Here is a 15,836-nt window from a genome sequence, read left to right on the forward strand (position 1 = left end):
TAATGACTAAATAAGCAACAGTGACGGAATATAAAACAACCAGGGCTGGAAATAAAGCCCTGGTTGTCTGATTAAGAGAAAAGATTAGATATGAGTAACGATTTCTTTAATCAGCGGCGGTCCTTTAAAAATAAAGCCGGAATAGATTTGCACCAGTGACGCACCTGCCGCCATCTTCTCGCGCGCAGCAATCACTGAGTCAATGCCGCCGACACCAATAATCGGCAGACGTCCTTTTAATTCTGCAGACAGGGCGCGAATAATTTCGGTGCTTTTTAATTGCACCGGACGTCCACTTAACCCACCCGCTTCGTCACAGTTTTTCATTCCCTGCACGAGGGAACGATCGAGAGTGGTATTGGTCGCAATAACACCATCAATATTATGGCGAACCAAACTGTCGGCAACCTGGATCAATTCTTCAGGAGAAAGATCCGGGGCGATCTTAACCGCGACCGGAACATATTTATGGTGGATCGTCTGGAGTTCATTTTGTTTATTTTTAATGGCACTCAGAAGATCGTCCAGCGCTTCGCCATATTGTAAGGAACGCAGACCCGGAGTATTGGGTGAAGAAATATTCACCGCGATATAACCGGCATAGGCGTAGACTTTTTCCATACAAATCAGATAGTCATCTTTACCCTGCTCTACCGGCGTGTCTTTATTTTTACCGATATTGATGCCTAATATTCCGTCAAAATGGGCTTTTTTTACGTTCTCAACCAGGTGATCAACACCGAGGTTATTAAAGCCCATGCGGTTGATCAGCCCTTCGGCTTCAACCAGGCGGAACAGGCGCGGCTTGTCATTTCCCGGCTGCGGGCGCGGCGTGACGGTACCGATTTCAATGGAACCAAAGCCCATCGCGCCCAGGGCATCAATGCACTCGCCATTTTTATCCAGACCGGCCGCCAGACCCAGCGGATTCTTAAAGGTCAGACCCATGCACTGCACAGGTTTTTCCGGCACATTCTGACGCACCAGAGCGGCCAGCGGCGTTCCGGTAATACGGCGTAATTGCTGGAATGTAAATTCATGAGCGCGCTCAGGGTCGAGCTGGAAAAGGGCTTTACGAACGAAGGGGTAGTACATGAACTCTCCTGGATTCCCGGTGTGCAAACCGGGAGGGGATTATGGGCGATCCACGCGCGAAAGGGAATTGACCTGCGGCAAAAAATCAGCGTAAAACGCAATCGTTTACCTCCCAGTCTATTTCTTATGCACTTTTTCGCATTTTAATTGCAGATAAATCATTTAGTGGAATAACCGCGCGGTGTCACACTCCTGAAAATTGTTATGAATGTTAGATAAAAGCAAACAATTGGTTATAAGGAGGAAGTATGCGCGTCATTACCCTGGCCGGAAGTCCACGATTCCCTTCGCGCTCCAGCGCCCTGCTGGAATATGCCCGCGAAAAACTCAATGCCCTGGATGTGGAAGTGTGCCACTGGAACCTGCATAACTTCGAACCTGAAGATCTGCTCTACGCCCGCTTCGACAGCCCAGCGCTAAAAACGCTCATCGAGCAGCTTAACGGCGCTGACGGCTTAATTGTGGCCACGCCTATTTATAAAGCCTCTTTTTCCGGGGCGCTGAAAACCCTGCTCGATCTGCTTCCGGAGCGCGCCCTGGACGGCAAAGTCGTGCTGCCGCTGGCAACGGGCGGTACGGTTGCCCATTTACTGGCCGTGGATTATGCCCTGAAGCCGGTGCTAAACGCGCTGAAAGCGCAGGAGATCCTCCACGGCGTTTTCGCAGATGACTCCCAGGTTATCGATTACCAACATAAACCTCATTTTACGCCGAACCTGCAAACCCGCCTCGATACTGCCCTGGAAACCTTCTGGCATGCCCTGCACCGCAGGGATATCCAGGCCCCGGCGTTTGGTCAGCCTCAAGGAGTCGCACATGTTTAAAACGTTAACCCGCATCGGACTGGCAGGTCTGATGGCGCTCAGCTCGCTGGCCCATGCCGCAGAAGCGGCTCCGGAAAGTTTGCGCATTGGCTATCAGAAAGGCAGCGTCAGCATGGTGCTGGCGAAAAGCCACCAGCTGCTGGAAAAACGCTTCCCGGACACCAAATTCTCGTGGGTGGAGTTCCCGGCTGGCCCGCAGATGCTGGAGGCCCTGAACGTCGGCAGTATCGATCTCGGCAGCACGGGTGATATTCCGCCGATATTCGCCCAGGCGGCGGGAGCGGACCTCGTCTATGTTGGCGTTGAGCCGCCCAAACCAAAGGCCGAAGTGATCCTGGTGCCTGAAAACAGCGACATTAAAAGCGTCGCCGACCTCAAAGGGCATAAAGTGGCTTTCCAGAAAGGTTCCAGCTCGCACAACCTGCTGCTGCGTGCCCTGCAGGAAGCCGGGCTCAAGTTCACTGACATTCAGCCCGTTTACCTGACGCCTGCCGACGCGCGCGCCGCGTTCCAGCAGAAGAACGTTGATGCCTGGGCCATCTGGGATCCGTACTACTCCGCCGCATTGCTGCAGGGCGGCGTTCGCGTGCTGAAAGACGGTACCACGCTGAAGCAGACCGGCTCGTTCTATCTGGCCGCGCGTCCTTATGCGGAAAAGAACGGCGCATTTATCCAGGGCGTACTGGATACCTTTACTCAGGCCGATGCGCTGACCCAGACCCAGCGTCAGGAGAGCATTGCCCTGCTGGCGAAAACCATGGGCTTACCTGAGCCGGTGATCGCGAGCTATCTCAACCACCGTCCGCCGACCACCATTACGCCCGTGGACGCGCACGTCGCCGCGCTTCAGCAACAAACGGCTGACCTTTTCTATCAAAACCACCTGGTGCCAAAACAGGTCACTATTCGCGAACGCATCTGGCAGCCCGCAGGCAAAGAAGGAGCTAAATCATGAGTCTGAATCTTTTCTGGTTTTTACCCACCCACGGTGATGGACACTATCTTGGTACAGAAGAGGGCTCGCGCCCGGTTGACCACGGCTACCTGCAGCAGATTGCGCAGGCGGCGGACCGAATCGGTTTCACCGGAGTGCTGATCCCGACCGGACGTTCATGTGAAGATGCCTGGCTGGTCGCCGCGTCGATGATCCCGGTCACCCAGCGTCTGAAGTTCCTGGTTGCCTTACGCCCGAGCGTGGTCTCCCCCACCGTGGCGGCGCGTCAGGCGGCAACGCTGGACAGGCTGTCCAACGGCCGCGCCCTGTTTAACCTGGTGACGGGCAGCGATCCGCAGGAGCTGGCGGGCGATGGGGTGTTCCTCGACCATACCGAGCGCTACGAAGCTTCCGCCGAGTTCACCCGCGTCTGGCGACATCTGCTGGAAGGTGAAACCGTCACCTTTGAAGGCAAGCATATTCACGTTCGTGACGCGAAGCTCTACTTCCCGCCGGTGCAGCAGCCGCGACCGCCGCTCTATTTTGGCGGATCGTCGGACGTAGCCCAGGATCTGGCGGCAGAGCAGGTCGATCTCTATCTGACCTGGGGCGAACCGCCTGAGCTGGTGAAAGAAAAAATTGCCCAGGTACGCGCTAAGGCGGCCGCCCATGGTCGCAAGGTGCGCTTCGGCATTCGCCTGCACGTAATTGTGCGGGAAACCAATGAAGAAGCCTGGCAGGCCGCCGACCGCCTGATCTCCCACCTGGACGATGAGACCATCGCCAGGGCGCAGGCCGCGTTTGCGAAAACCGACTCCGTCGGACAGCACCGAATGGCGTCCCTGCACAACGGCAAGCGCGAGAACCTGGAGATCAGCCCGAACCTGTGGGCGGGCGTTGGCCTGGTGCGCGGCGGTGCGGGCACGGCGCTGGTCGGCGACGGACCGACCGTAGCCGCCCGGATTAATGAATACGCAGACCTGGGTATCGACAGCTTTATTCTCTCCGGTTATCCGCATCTGGAAGAGGCGTACAAGGTGGGCGAGCTGTTATTCCCGCATCTGGATGTCGCCATCCCGGAGATTCCGCAGCCGCAGCGGCTTCAGCTTCAGGGCGAAGCCGTGGCGAACGAGTTTATTCCACGCAAAGCCGCACAGAGCTAAGGAGTGACCATGTCTGCCACCTCCCAAAAATGGCTGCTGCGCGCCGCGCCGTGGTTTTTACCCGTCGGCATTGTGGCTCTCTGGCAGCTCGCGTCGTCCACCGGCTGGCTGTCGAGCCGCATTCTGCCCTCTCCGGAGGGCGTCGTAGAAGCGTTCTGGTCGCTGAGCGTCAGCGGTGAGCTGTGGCAGCATCTGGCGATCAGCTCCTGGCGCGCCGTGATTGGGTTTTCCATCGGCGGTAGCATCGGTCTGGTTCTGGGCCTGATCAGCGGCCTTTCCCGCTGGGGCGAGCGGCTGCTGGATACCTCCATTCAGATGCTGCGCAACGTGCCGCATCTGGCGCTGATCCCGCTGGTTATCCTGTGGTTTGGCATTGATGAGAGCGCCAAGATCTTCCTCGTGGCGCTGGGTACACTGTTCCCGATTTACATCAACACCTGGCACGGCATCCGCAACATCGATCGCGGTCTGGTGGAGATGGCACGCAGCTACGGCTTGTCCGGTTTTTCTCTCTTTATCCACGTGATCCTGCCTGGCGCCCTGCCCTCCATTATGGTCGGGGTGCGTTTTGCGCTCGGTCTGATGTGGCTGACGCTGATTGTGGCGGAGACCATCTCGGCCAACTCAGGTATTGGCTACCTGGCGATGAACGCCCGCGAATTCCTGCAAACGGACGTGGTGGTGGTTGCCATCATTCTGTATGCCCTGCTCGGCAAACTCGCCGACGTCAGCGCCCAGTGGGTGGAGCGCAGCTGGCTGCGCTGGAACCCGGCCTATACCCTTCAGGAGGCGAAAGCATGAATACTGCACGACTGAACCAGGGAACGCCGTTACTGCTGAACGGCGTGACCAAACGCTACGGCGAAAACACCATTCTTAACGGGCTGGATCTGCATATTCCCGCCGGACAATTTGTGGCCGTTGTCGGGCGCAGCGGCGGCGGCAAGAGTACCTTGCTACGACTTCTGGCCGGGCTGGAAGCCCCCAACGGCGGTGACATTCTGGCAGGAACGACGCCGCTTTCGAATATTCAGGACGATACCCGCATGATGTTTCAGGATGCACGCCTGCTGCCGTGGAAAACGGTTATCGACAATGTCGGGCTCGGTCTTAAGGGCAGCTGGCGGGATGAAGCCCGCCAGGCGCTTGCCGCCGTTGGGCTGGAAAATCGTGCGGGTGAATGGCCTGCCGCCCTCTCGGGTGGGCAGAAGCAGCGCGTGGCGCTGGCGCGGGCGTTGATTCACCGTCCGGGCCTGCTGTTGCTTGATGAACCGCTCGGCGCGCTCGACGCCCTGACGCGGATCGAAATGCAGGATTTGATTGGCTCCCTGTGGCAGGCGCACGGCTTTACGGTACTGCTGGTGACGCATGACGTGAGCGAGGCCGTCGCGATGGCTGACCGGGTGCTGCTAATTGAGGACGGGAAAATAGGTCTGGATCTGACGGTGGATCTTCCGCGCCCTCGCCGCGTGGGCTCGGCAAGGCTGGCGGAGCTGGAAGCTGAGGTATTGGATCGGGTGATGAAGCGCGGGGGGACGGAGTTACAGCGAGCCAAGGCTAATGCCTGATGCCCTCACCCCGGCCCTCTCCCACGGGGAGAAAACACTAAAAACGGCAACCGAGGTTGCCGTTTTGCTTTTACCTGCCCACCGGGCAATTTTTTATTACGCTAAGGCTTTAGCAATCTTCTCGTACAGATCGCCAGACAGGTTCTCCAGCCCTTTCAGCTGCTCAAGCGCGGCACGCATCTTCGCCTGACGCTTCGCATCGTAGCGTTTCAAACGGATCAGCGGCTCAATCAGGCGCGACGCCACCTGCGGGTTACGGCTGTTCAGCTCGGTCAGCATTTCCACCATGAACTGATACCCGCTGCCGTCTTCGGCGTGGAACGCGGCTGGGTTGCTGCTGGCAAACGCGCCAATCAGAGAACGCACGCGGTTTGGGTTGCTCAGGGTAAAGGAGCGATGCTTCAGCAGGCTGCGCACGTTGCTGAGCGCATCGGCCGCCGGGCTGGTCGCCTGCAGGATGAACCATTTGTCCATCACCAGGCCATCCTGATGCCACTTGTCGTCGTACTCCTGCATTAACGCATCACGGCACGGCAGTTCAGCGGCAACGCTTGCACCCAGCGCGGCCAGGGCGTCGGTCATGTTATCCGCTTCGTGGTACTGCTTGCTCACCAGGGTGTTCGCCAGCTCGGTTTCACCAAACGCCAGATAGCGCAGGCAGGTATTGCGCAGAGAACGTTTGCCAATGTCCGCGTGCTCAACGCGATAAGCGTCAAGCTTGTTGGCGTTATATATAGCCAGGAACTCATCGGCCAGCTCTGCAGCCAGCGTACGGGTCAACGCTTCACGCACCGCCACGATGGCAATCGGGTCGATGATGTCAAACAGCTCGGCGATTTCAGTCGCTGACGGCAGGGTCAGAATTTCAGCGGCCAGGGCCGGGTCAATCTTCTCATCCAGCAGGATCGCGCGGAACGCGTCAGCCACATGGACAGGCAGCGACAGCGGCTGGCCCTGCTGATGGCGGTTTACGTTGAGCTTGATGTAGGTCGCCAGCAGGCTTTGCGCCGCGTCCCAGCGGGAGAAGTCGTTACGCGCGTGACGCATCAGGAACGTCAGCTGCTGATCGCTCCACTTGTATTCCAGCTTCACCGGCGCGGAGAATTCGCACAGCAGCGCAGGCACCGGCTGGAAGTAGACGTTATCGAAGATAAAGGTCTGTTCGGCCTGAGTCACGTTCAGCACGTGGTGTACCGGGTGGCCGCCCTTCTGGAGCGGGATGACTTTGCCTTCGTTATCGTACAGCTCAATGCTGAACGGAATATGCAACGGATATTTCTCTTCCTGCTCCGCCGTCGGCGGCGTGCGCTGGCTGATGGTCAGGGTGTACTGCTCGGTTTCCGGATTGTAATCGTCTTTGACGGTGACAACCGGCGTCCCGGCCTGGCTGTACCAGCGGCGGAAGTGAGAGAGATCGACATTAGAGGCATCTTCCATAGCCTGCACAAAATCGTCGCAGGTGGCCGCGCTGCCGTCATGACGCTCGAAGTACAGCTGCATCCCTTTCTGGAAGTTCTCCTCGCCCAGCAGGGTGTGGATCATGCGGATAATTTCAGCGCCCTTCTCGTACACCGTCAGGGTGTAGAAGTTGTTCATCTCGATGACTTTATCCGGCCGGATCGGGTGCGCCATTGGGCTGGCATCTTCCGCAAACTGCAGGCCACGCATGGTACGCACGTTGTTGATGCGGTTCACCGCGCGTGAACCCAGATCGGAGCTGAATTCCTGATCGCGGAAGACGGTCAGGCCCTCTTTCAGGCTCAGCTGGAACCAGTCGCGGCAGGTGACGCGGTTACCGGTCCAGTTGTGGAAATATTCGTGGCCGATAACGCGTTCGATATCAAGGTAGTCTTTGTCCGTTGCGGTATCGGTACGCGCCAGCACGTATTTGGAGTTAAAGACGTTAAGGCCTTTGTTCTCCATTGCGCCCATGTTGAAGAAATCGACGGCGACGATCATATAGATGTCGAGGTCATATTCGAGGCCGAAGCGCTCTTCGTCCCACTTCATGGAGTTGATGAGGGAGGTCATCGCCCACGGCGCGCGGTCAAGGTTGCCGCGGTCAACAAACAGCTCCAGCGCCACCTCGCGGCCTGAGCGCGTTTTGAAGGTGTCGCGCAGCACGTCGAAGTCCCCCGCCACCAGCGCAAACAGGTAGCACGGTTTCGGGAAGGGATCCTGCCACTGCACCCAGTGACGGCCATTCTCGAGCTCGCCTTCGCCTACGCGGTTACCGTTAGAGAGCAGGAAGGGATACAGGGTTTTATCGGCGATGATTTTGGTGGTGAAGCGCGCCAGGACGTCCGGACGGTCGAGATACCAGGTTATGTGGCGGAACCCTTCCGCTTCACACTGGGTACAAAGCGCCACGCCCGACTGGTAAAGCCCTTCCAGCGCGGTGTTGGCGGCCGGGCTGATTTCATTCACGATGCGCAGTGTAAACTGTTCCGGCAGGTTGTCGATGACCAGCTGGTTGTTTTCTTCTTTATAGTCTGACCAGGCTTCATCATTAATATGCAGGGAGACCAGCGTCAGGTCTTCACCATCCAGACGCAGCGGCACCGCAGTTGCGCTATGGCGCGTCACCTGGCTCACCGCCGTGACAACGGTTTTTGTGGCATCCAGGTCAAAAGTCAGATCGATTTCGCTAATCAGGTAATCCGGCGCACGGTAGTCGTGGCGGTATTTGGCTTGTGGCTGTTGTGTCATAGAAAACCTTATGCATCGTTTGTCGAGTAACGTTTCAATATATTCCTGTTGCGCAAATCGCGCTATGCAGAATGTTCATCTTTTCAGGGTCAAAACCTTTTTTTGCTACATTTGTATAACACGGGGCACAAAATGCCCTCGACCATAAAACGCGCTTATGTTGTGATCGGGGTTCAATAAATCACTAAACAAGGTATACTCCGGAGTTGTTTATTGTACTAAACGCTCCTGTGAGAGGATGCTACTGCGCACCTATGACTCAATTCGCTTCTCCAGTTCTGCATACGTTGCTGGATACCGACGCGTATAAACTGCATATGCAGCAAGCCGTTTTCCACCATTACTATGACGTTCACGTCGCGGCGGAATTCCGCTGTCGTGGCGACGACTTGCTCGGTATCTACGCAGACGCCATTCGTGAACAGGTCGATGCTATGCAGCATCTGACGCTGCAGGACGAGGAATATCAGTGGCTTTCTGGCCTGCCCTTCTTCAAAGACGACTACCTGAACTGGCTGCGCGATTTCCGCTATAAGCCGGAGCAGGTCAGCGTGGTTAACGATAATGGCAAGCTGGATATTCGCCTTGAAGGTCCGTGGCGGGAAGTGATCATGTGGGAAGTGCCGCTTCTGGCGGTGATCAGTGAACTGGCTCACCGCTACCGTTCGCCGGAAAAAGGCGTCGAGCAGGCGGTCGCCGCGCTGGAAAATAAACTCGCAGCCTTCTCCACGCTGACCGAAGGGCTGGACATGTCCTGCTTCCGCCTGATGGACTTTGGCACGCGTCGCCGTTTCTCGCGTGATGTTCAGGAGGCCATCGTTAAACGTCTGCAGCGGGAGCCGTGGTTCGTGGGCACCAGTAACTACGATCTGGCACGACGCCTCAGCCTGACGCCAATGGGCACCCAGGCACACGAGTGGTTCCAGGCGCATCAGCAGATCAGCCCCGATCTGGCTAACAGCCAGCGCGCGGCACTGGCCGCATGGCTTGAGGAGTACCCGAATCAGCTAGGGATCGCCCTCACCGACTGTATTACGATGGATGCTTTCCTGCGCGACTTTGGTCCCGAGTTCGCTGAACGTTACCAGGGATTACGGCACGACTCCGGGGATCCGGTTGAATGGGGCGAGAAAGCCATTGCCCATTACCAAAAACTCGGCATTGACCCGATGAGCAAAGTGCTGGTCTTCTCGGATAATCTCGACCTGGCGAAAGCGGTCGACCTCTATCGCCATTTCAATACCCGTGTGAACCTGAGCTTCGGGATTGGTACCCGTCTGACCTGCGATATTCCTCAGGTAAAACCTCTGAATATCGTCATCAAACTGGTGGAATGTAACGGCAAGCCGGTGGCGAAACTCTCCGACAGCCCGGGTAAAACCATCTGCCATGACAAAGCGTTTGTCCGCGCATTGCGTAAAGCGTTCGACCTCCCCTTGATCAAAAAAGCCAGTTAAGCGCTTACGGGAGCCTTTATGGCTCCCTTCTTCTTATTTATTTCTTAATTCTTCTCTTTTGACTGCGAAATTTACTTGTCTGATAGCGGATGGCAGGTAACATAGATATCCCCCCATAAGGGTGGACAAGTGTTTATTTTTTCCGACTATTAACAGAGAGAATATTATGAGCGTTGTGCCTGTAGCCGACGTACTCCAGGGCCGTGTCGCCGTTGACCAGGAAGTCACCGTGCGCGGATGGGTGCGTACCCGCCGAGATTCTAAAGCTGGCATCTCCTTCCTCGCCGTCTATGACGGTTCCTGCTTTGATCCTGTACAGGCCGTCATTAATAATTCTCTGCCCAATTACAATGATGACGTTCTGCGACTGACAACGGGTTGCTCCGTCATTGTTACCGGCGTGGTTGTGGCTTCACCGGGTCAGGGCCAGAGCTTCGAAATTCAGGCCACTGCGATTGAAGTCACCGGCTGGGTTGAAGATCCGGACACCTATCCGATGGCGGCAAAACGCCACAGCATCGAATATCTGCGTGAAGTCGCCCACCTGCGTCCGCGTACCAACCTGATTGGTGCGGTGGCGCGCGTGCGTCATACGCTGGCGCAGGCGCTGCATCGTTTCTTCGATGAGCAGGGTTACTTCTGGGTGTCTACCCCGCTGATCACCGCGTCCGATACGGAAGGTGCCGGTGAGATGTTCCGCGTTTCGACGCTGGACATGGAAAACCTGCCGCGCACGCCTGAAGGTAAAGTGGACTATGACAAAGACTTCTTTGGTAAAGAAGCCTTCCTGACGGTATCTGGTCAGCTCAACGGCGAAACGTACGCCTGTGCGCTGTCAAAGATCTACACCTTTGGCCCAACCTTCCGCGCCGAAAACTCCAACACCAGTCGTCACCTGGCGGAATTCTGGATGCTGGAGCCTGAAGTGGCCTTCGCCAACCTCGACGATGTCGCTGGCCTGGCAGAAGCCATGCTGAAGTATGTCTTCAAAGCGGTGCTGGAAGAGCGTCCTGACGACATGAAATTCTTCGCAGAACGCGTAGACAGCGATGCTGTAGCGCGTCTGGAGCGTTTCGTCTCTGCCGACTTTGCGCAGGTGGACTATACCGACGCGGTGGCGATCCTCGAGAAATGCGGTGAGACGTTCGAGAACCCGGTTTACTGGGGCGTTGACCTGGCGTCTGAGCACGAACGCTATCTGGCCGAGAAGCATTTCAAAGCGCCGGTTGTCGTTAAAAACTACCCGAAAGACATTAAGGCCTTCTATATGCGCCTTAACGAAGACGGTAAAACCGTGGCAGCGATGGATGTACTGGCGCCGGGCATTGGTGAAATCATCGGTGGCTCTCAGCGTGAAGAACGTCTTGACGTGCTGGACGCGCGTATGGAAGAGATGGGCCTCAACCCCGCTGACTACAGCTGGTACCGCGATCTGCGCCGTTACGGTACCGTACCGCACGCCGGTTTTGGTCTGGGCTTCGAGCGTCTGATTGCCTACGTTACCGGTGTTCAGAACGTACGAGACGTGATCCCATTCCCACGTACTCCACGTAACGCCAGCTTCTAATCGGTAAAAGACTGAAATGGCCAGCAGATGCTGGCCATTATTTTATTCTGTATTGTCAGTTTTCGTCAGCGCAAAGTCAGCGTCTTTAAACCTTCCCCCCGTCACAACCACTACCTGTTACGTTTTGTTTCCGCGAAATATCCAGCCACAAAAAATAAACCCCATTCTTATTGCGATTATTACACCCTCAAGCGATAGCACAAATTTCGACCAATCTTACAGCCATCCGGAAGGCCTTTTGCAGTCATAAGAAAAAACGAGCCGTTTAAGGTCTGTTTATACGAATCGCCTTTATCTCAATTAATCATAAGGAATTCATATATATAGGATAGCCCTTGCTGTTTAATTCGTCAGGGAGTTCTGAAGTTTGAGATGGTTCACAAAGTTCCCAAAAATACATATTTAGTTACACATATTTTCTTTCGGTTACTTAATCTTGAGAATTGTAGCACTTTCAGGCTAGCGAAACGCTTCGCCGAATGGAAAGATGCCTGTCAGATACATAAAGACACCAAACTCTCATCAATAGTTCCGGAAATATTTATTGACAGAATTTATTGACGGCAGTGGCGAGTGTCATAAAAAAACCAATGAGGGTAATAAATAATGATGAAGCGCAATATTCTGGCAGTGGTAATCCCTGCCCTGCTGGTAGCCGGTGCAGCTAACGCTGCAGAAATCTATAACAAGAACGGCAACAAACTGGACTTCTACGGTAAAGTTGTGGGCGAACACGGCTTCACCACTTCTGGCGTACACAAAAACGCTGACTCCTCTTACGGCCAGATCGGCTTCAAAGGCGAAACTCAGATCAACGACCAGCTGACCGGTTACGGTCAGTGGGAATACCGTGCACGCGCCGGTGCAGCTGAAGGTGATCAGACTAACGTAACTCGTCTGGCTTTCGCTGGCCTGAAAATCGCTGACGCGGGTTCTCTGGACTACGGTCGTAACTACGGTATCGTGTATGACGTAGAATCCTACACCGATATGGCTCCGTCCTTCTCTGGCGAAACCTGGGGTGGCGGCTATGTTGATAACTACATGACCAGCCGTTCTACTGGCCTGCTGACCTACCGTAACAACAACTTCTTCGGTCTGGTTGATGGTCTGAACTTTGGCGTTCAATACCAGGGTAAAAACGATCGTAAAAACCTGAATGAAGCAAACGGCGACGGTGTTGGCCTGTCCCTGGGTTACGAGTTCGGTGAAGGCTTCGGTCTGATCGGTGCCTACAGTACCGCTAACCGTACGCTTGAGCAGAAAAAAGATGGTAAAGGCGATAAAGCTGAATCTTGGGCTGTTGGCGCGAAATACGACGCGAACAACATCTACCTGGCGACCGTTTATGCAGAGACTCGCAACATGAGCCGCCTGGGTAACAGCGGCGAAAACTATGTTCCGAATGATGATGGTAATGTTTATAACATTGCTAACAAGACCCAGAACTTTGAAGTTATCGCTCAGTACCAGTTCGACTTCGGCCTGCGTCCTTCCGTTTCTTACGTTCAGTCCAAAGGTAAAGACCTGAACGGCATCGGCGACCGTGACCTGGCGAAATACATCACCACTGGTGCGACTTACTACTTCAACAAGAACTTCAACGTGTACGGTGACTACCGCTTCAACCTGCTGGACGACAAAGATGCGTCCACCAGCTGGGTTGGCTCTGACAACCAAGCTACCGTTGGCGTAACCTACCAGTTCTAATCAGTACACCACTTTGTTATATGCTTAATGAACAGGGCTTCGGCCCTGTTTTTTTATGCGTGACAGAAAATAATGGCGACTTTTGAAAAGCCGCACGCTTTTCGTCGCAAACGGTTGGCATTTTGTAAATCTACCGTTAACCTGATAGCGGATTTCACTTCTGTAATCACAATGGAACTTCGTCATGTTTGAGAACATTACCGCCGCTCCTGCCGACCCTATTCTGGGCCTGGCCGATCTGTTTCGTGCCGACGACCGCCCTGGCAAAATCAACCTGGGTATTGGTGTATATAAAGATGAAACCGGCAAAACTCCGGTACTGACCAGCGTTAAGAAAGCTGAGCAGTATCTGCTGGAAAACGAAACCACCAAAAACTACCTCGGTATTGATGGTATCCCTGAGTTTGGTCGCTGCACCCAGGAGCTGCTGTTCGGTAAAGGCAGCGCAATTGTGAGTGACAAACGTGCCCGTACAGCACAGACCCCAGGCGGTACCGGTGCGCTGCGCGTAGCGGCGGATTTCCTTGCGAAAAACACCTCTGTTAAGCGCGTATGGGTGAGCAACCCAAGCTGGCCGAACCACAAGAGCGTGTTTAACTCTGCGGGTCTGGAAGTGCGTGAATATGCATACTACGACGCGGCAAACCACTCTCTCGACTTTGACGGCCTGCTGGCGAGCCTGAGCGAAGCGCAGGCAGGTGACGTGGTTCTGTTCCACGGCTGCTGCCACAACCCAACCGGTATCGATCCGACGCTTGAGCAGTGGCAACACCTGGCGAAGCTGTCCGTTGAAAAAGGCTGGCTGCCGCTGTTTGACTTTGCCTACCAGGGCTTCGCCCGTGGTCTGGAAGAAGATGCCGAAGGCCTGCGCGCGTTCGCAGCCGTTCACCAGGAGCTGATTGTCGCAAGCTCGTATTCCAAGAACTTCGGTCTGTACAATGAGCGCGTGGGTGCCTGTACGCTGGTTGCCGCTAACGAAGAGACCGTCGATCGTGCGTTCAGCCAGATGAAATCGGTTATCCGCGCTAACTACTCTAACCCACCGGCACACGGTGCGTCTGTTGTTGCCACTATCCTGAGCAACGATGCGCTGCGCGCTATCTGGGAACAAGAGCTGAACGATATGCGTCAACGTATTCAGCGCATGCGCCTGCTGTTTGTGAACACACTGGCTGAGAAAGGCGCGGACCGCGACTTCAGCTTTATTATCAAACAGAACGGCATGTTCTCGTTCAGCGGCCTGACCAAAGAGCAGGTTCTGCGTCTGCGTGAAGAGTTTGGCGTGTACGCCGTGGCCTCAGGCCGCGTGAACGTTGCTGGCATGACGCCTGACAACATGGCGCCACTGTGCGAAGCGATTGTCGCCGTACTGTAATTTGCGTCCATAAAAAAGCCTGCGTTATGCAGGCTTTTTTTATTCTGGTTACCAGACAGGCATCTCATCCTGAAGGAACGGATTATGGAGCCGTTCGTAGCCCAGCGTCGACATCGGACCGTGTCCAGGGATAAACGTAACGTCATCACCCAGCGGCAATAACTTTTGTTTAATCGACTGAATCAGCTGCCCGTGATCGCCGCGCGGAAAATCGCTGCGTCCTACGCCACCTTTGAAGATCACATCGCCGGAAATCAGCAGACGGGACTGGTCATCAAAGAAGACGATATGGCCTGGCGTATGCCCAGGACAATGCAACACCTGTAAAGTCACATTCCCTACGTTAACTCGCTCTCCTTCGTTCAGCCAGCGATCGGGCGTCAGGGGCTGACACTCATCAAGGCCAAACATGCGGCTTTGGGCGGGTAACCCCTGCAGCCAGAACTCATCTTCTTTTTCCGGACCGACGATCGGCACACCGTAGTGTTTAGCGAGTTCAGCCGCTGCACCCACATGGTCGAGGTGACCGTGCGTCAGTAAAATCTGCATGAGCGTCACGCCGCTGTCGGCGACTTCCTGCTTGATTTTCTCAGCGTCACCGCCGGGATCGACAAGCGCGGCCAGTTTAGTCTGTTCGCACCAGATCAATGAACAATTCTGGGAGAACGCGGTAACCGGAATAATACGATAGTTCATACTGCTCCTGTGTTTCGTTATTACCAGTGCCGAACCGGACCGGTATCAATATGCACAAAATTGCTGCTGGGGTAATATCCTACACCACCTGCGCGCATAGATAACGCGGCTTTGCGAATATTGGCTAACGAAACGCCTTCAATATGGAAATCCATTGCCTGTCCCTTCGTGTGATAGCTTTTTTTGGCTACCCCGCGACTGTGGGCGCGCAGTTCATTATTGGTATCAATCGAACGATAGCCAGAAATGAGCTGCACCGGCCTGCTGGTGCCCAGCAGGCCCTGAAGGCGGAAAATCTGATCAAACAGTCCTGGATCGATGGCTTTTATTTTATTCGCGCGGAAATCACGGAAAAAATGGTTAAGTCTTGCTAATTCATCCTGAATATAGCCTCTGCCATCGAAAAACTCCGCTTTTAGCGACTCACCGGTATGCAGGTTATTGAGCGTTAAAACTCGCGGACGAGGTGTCGAGAGGGTGGCAAATGCTGGCGTCGGCAAGATGGCCGCTGCGCCAAGCGCAACACCACCTAACGCCAGCAGTTTGCGGCGATTAGCGTCAAATTTGTCCATGATAATCAGGTCTACAGGTAAAAGAAATCGTAATATGCTTAGCGCACGAAGGGCACCTTAACTGGCAAAACCAGGTACGTCAAGGCGCCCAACCCCAGTGAATACGCGGCTTACAGCGATATTGCCCCCTATTCACCCTAACTTACGACAATCATTTTTCCCGAAC

13 protein-coding genes are annotated in these 15,836 nt (G+C 55.0%); 9 read left to right on the forward strand and 4 right to left on the reverse strand.

Annotation, left to right across the window (positions count from 1 at the left end):
• Nucleotides 1-84: 84 nt before the first annotated feature.
• A complete protein-coding gene (gene pyrD, locus HCH49_RS08935; RefSeq protein ID WP_023311019.1) occupies nucleotides 85-1,095 on the reverse strand; it encodes a quinone-dependent dihydroorotate dehydrogenase in 1,011 nt (336 codons plus the stop codon).
• Nucleotides 1,096-1,343: 248 nt separating this feature from the next.
• On the opposite strand from pyrD, the gene ssuE reads away from it, so the two are divergent.
• Genes ssuE through ssuB form a run of 5 tightly spaced genes read left to right on the forward strand, consistent with a single transcriptional unit; the run spans nucleotide 1,344 to nucleotide 5,584 of the window.
• On the forward strand, nucleotides 1,344-1,919 hold the full coding sequence (ssuE, locus tag HCH49_RS08940; RefSeq protein ID WP_023335146.1) for an NADPH-dependent FMN reductase: 576 nt from the start codon (nucleotides 1,344-1,346) through the stop codon (nucleotides 1,917-1,919).
• A complete protein-coding gene (locus HCH49_RS08945; RefSeq protein WP_033145112.1) occupies nucleotides 1,912-2,874 on the forward strand; it encodes a sulfonate ABC transporter substrate-binding protein in 963 nt (320 codons plus the stop codon). The genes ssuE and HCH49_RS08945 overlap by 8 nt, the downstream gene beginning before the upstream one ends.
• On the forward strand, nucleotides 2,871-4,016 hold the full coding sequence (gene ssuD / locus HCH49_RS08950) for an FMNH2-dependent alkanesulfonate monooxygenase (protein WP_210867292.1): 1,146 nt from the start codon (nucleotides 2,871-2,873) through the stop codon (nucleotides 4,014-4,016). The genes HCH49_RS08945 and ssuD overlap by 4 nt, the downstream gene beginning before the upstream one ends.
• A gap of 9 nt (nucleotides 4,017-4,025) precedes the next feature.
• Complete coding sequence (gene ssuC / locus HCH49_RS08955; protein ID WP_221702538.1) at nucleotides 4,026-4,817, forward strand: aliphatic sulfonate ABC transporter permease SsuC; 792 nt, start codon at nucleotides 4,026-4,028, stop codon at nucleotides 4,815-4,817.
• Nucleotides 4,814-5,584: an aliphatic sulfonates ABC transporter ATP-binding protein gene (gene ssuB / locus HCH49_RS08960; RefSeq protein ID WP_032658179.1), complete on the forward strand. Its 771-nt coding sequence runs from the start codon at nucleotides 4,814-4,816 to the stop codon at nucleotides 5,582-5,584. Before ssuC ends, ssuB begins: the two co-directional genes overlap by 4 nt.
• A gap of 96 nt (nucleotides 5,585-5,680) precedes the next feature.
• On the opposite strand, the gene pepN is transcribed toward ssuB, so the two are convergent.
• Nucleotides 5,681-8,293 carry an aminopeptidase N gene (gene pepN / locus HCH49_RS08965; protein ID WP_023311014.1) on the reverse strand — a complete coding sequence of 871 codons (2,613 nt, stop codon included), beginning with the start codon at nucleotides 8,291-8,293 and terminating at the stop codon, nucleotides 5,681-5,683.
• A gap of 254 nt (nucleotides 8,294-8,547) precedes the next feature.
• Here pepN and pncB point away from each other — a divergent pair, with 254 nt between their 5' ends.
• The 4 genes from pncB to aspC all read left to right on the forward strand — a co-directional run bounded on the left by pncB (nucleotide 8,548) and on the right by aspC (nucleotide 14,402).
• Entirely contained in the window at nucleotides 8,548-9,750 is a 1,203-nt protein-coding gene (pncB, locus tag HCH49_RS08970; RefSeq protein WP_167818262.1) for a nicotinate phosphoribosyltransferase, read from the forward strand.
• Between the two features lie 166 nt (nucleotides 9,751-9,916).
• Nucleotides 9,917-11,317, forward strand: coding sequence for an asparagine--tRNA ligase (gene asnS, locus HCH49_RS08975; protein WP_033145107.1), 1,401 nt, complete (start codon nucleotides 9,917-9,919; stop codon nucleotides 11,315-11,317).
• 606 nt (nucleotides 11,318-11,923) lie between these two features.
• The gene (locus tag HCH49_RS08980; protein ID WP_047651295.1) at nucleotides 11,924-13,027 is read left to right on the forward strand and encodes a porin; all 1,104 of its coding nucleotides are present in this window, start codon (nucleotides 11,924-11,926) and stop codon (nucleotides 13,025-13,027) included.
• A 184-nt stretch (nucleotides 13,028-13,211) separates the two neighbouring features.
• Nucleotides 13,212-14,402, forward strand: coding sequence for an aspartate transaminase (gene aspC / locus HCH49_RS08985; protein WP_033145106.1), 1,191 nt, complete (start codon nucleotides 13,212-13,214; stop codon nucleotides 14,400-14,402).
• 48 nt (nucleotides 14,403-14,450) lie between these two features.
• Here the strand turns inward: aspC and HCH49_RS08990 are convergent, their stop codons facing one another.
• Nucleotides 14,451-15,098 carry an MBL fold metallo-hydrolase gene (locus HCH49_RS08990; protein ID WP_033145105.1) on the reverse strand — a complete coding sequence of 216 codons (648 nt, stop codon included), beginning with the start codon at nucleotides 15,096-15,098 and terminating at the stop codon, nucleotides 14,451-14,453.
• Between the two features lie 20 nt (nucleotides 15,099-15,118).
• Nucleotides 15,119-15,670, reverse strand: a complete 552-nt coding sequence (locus HCH49_RS08995; protein ID WP_033145104.1) for a YcbK family protein — start codon at nucleotides 15,668-15,670, stop codon at nucleotides 15,119-15,121.
• Between the last annotated feature and the right edge of the window lie 166 nt (nucleotides 15,671-15,836).

Origin of the sequence: Enterobacter sp. Y17 (assembly GCF_019730495.1) — a bacterium.
In the GTDB taxonomy this organism is placed as follows: Bacteria; Pseudomonadota; Gammaproteobacteria; order Enterobacterales; family Enterobacteriaceae; genus Enterobacter; species Enterobacter asburiae_B.

Bases quoted from the DNA above. Each gene is read 5' to 3' on its own strand.
- pyrD (WP_023311019.1), bottom strand. From the start codon at position 1,095: ATGTACTACCCCTTCGTTCGTAAAGCCCTTTTCCAGCTCGACCCTGAG.
- ssuE (WP_023335146.1), top strand. From the start codon at position 1,344: ATGCGCGTCATTACCCTGGCCGGAAGTCCACGATTCCCTTCGCGCTCC.
- HCH49_RS08945 (WP_033145112.1), top strand. From the start codon at position 1,912: ATGTTTAAAACGTTAACCCGCATCGGACTGGCAGGTCTGATGGCGCTC.
- ssuD (WP_210867292.1), top strand. From the start codon at position 2,871: ATGAGTCTGAATCTTTTCTGGTTTTTACCCACCCACGGTGATGGACAC.
- ssuC (WP_221702538.1), top strand. From the start codon at position 4,026: ATGTCTGCCACCTCCCAAAAATGGCTGCTGCGCGCCGCGCCGTGGTTT.
- ssuB (WP_032658179.1), top strand. From the start codon at position 4,814: ATGAATACTGCACGACTGAACCAGGGAACGCCGTTACTGCTGAACGGC.
- pepN (WP_023311014.1), bottom strand. From the start codon at position 8,293: ATGACACAACAGCCACAAGCCAAATACCGCCACGACTACCGTGCGCCG.
- pncB (WP_167818262.1), top strand. From the start codon at position 8,548: ATGACTCAATTCGCTTCTCCAGTTCTGCATACGTTGCTGGATACCGAC.
- asnS (WP_033145107.1), top strand. From the start codon at position 9,917: ATGAGCGTTGTGCCTGTAGCCGACGTACTCCAGGGCCGTGTCGCCGTT.
- HCH49_RS08980 (WP_047651295.1), top strand. From the start codon at position 11,924: ATGATGAAGCGCAATATTCTGGCAGTGGTAATCCCTGCCCTGCTGGTA.
- aspC (WP_033145106.1), top strand. From the start codon at position 13,212: ATGTTTGAGAACATTACCGCCGCTCCTGCCGACCCTATTCTGGGCCTG.
- HCH49_RS08990 (WP_033145105.1), bottom strand. From the start codon at position 15,098: ATGAACTATCGTATTATTCCGGTTACCGCGTTCTCCCAGAATTGTTCA.
- HCH49_RS08995 (WP_033145104.1), bottom strand. From the start codon at position 15,670: ATGGACAAATTTGACGCTAATCGCCGCAAACTGCTGGCGTTAGGTGGT.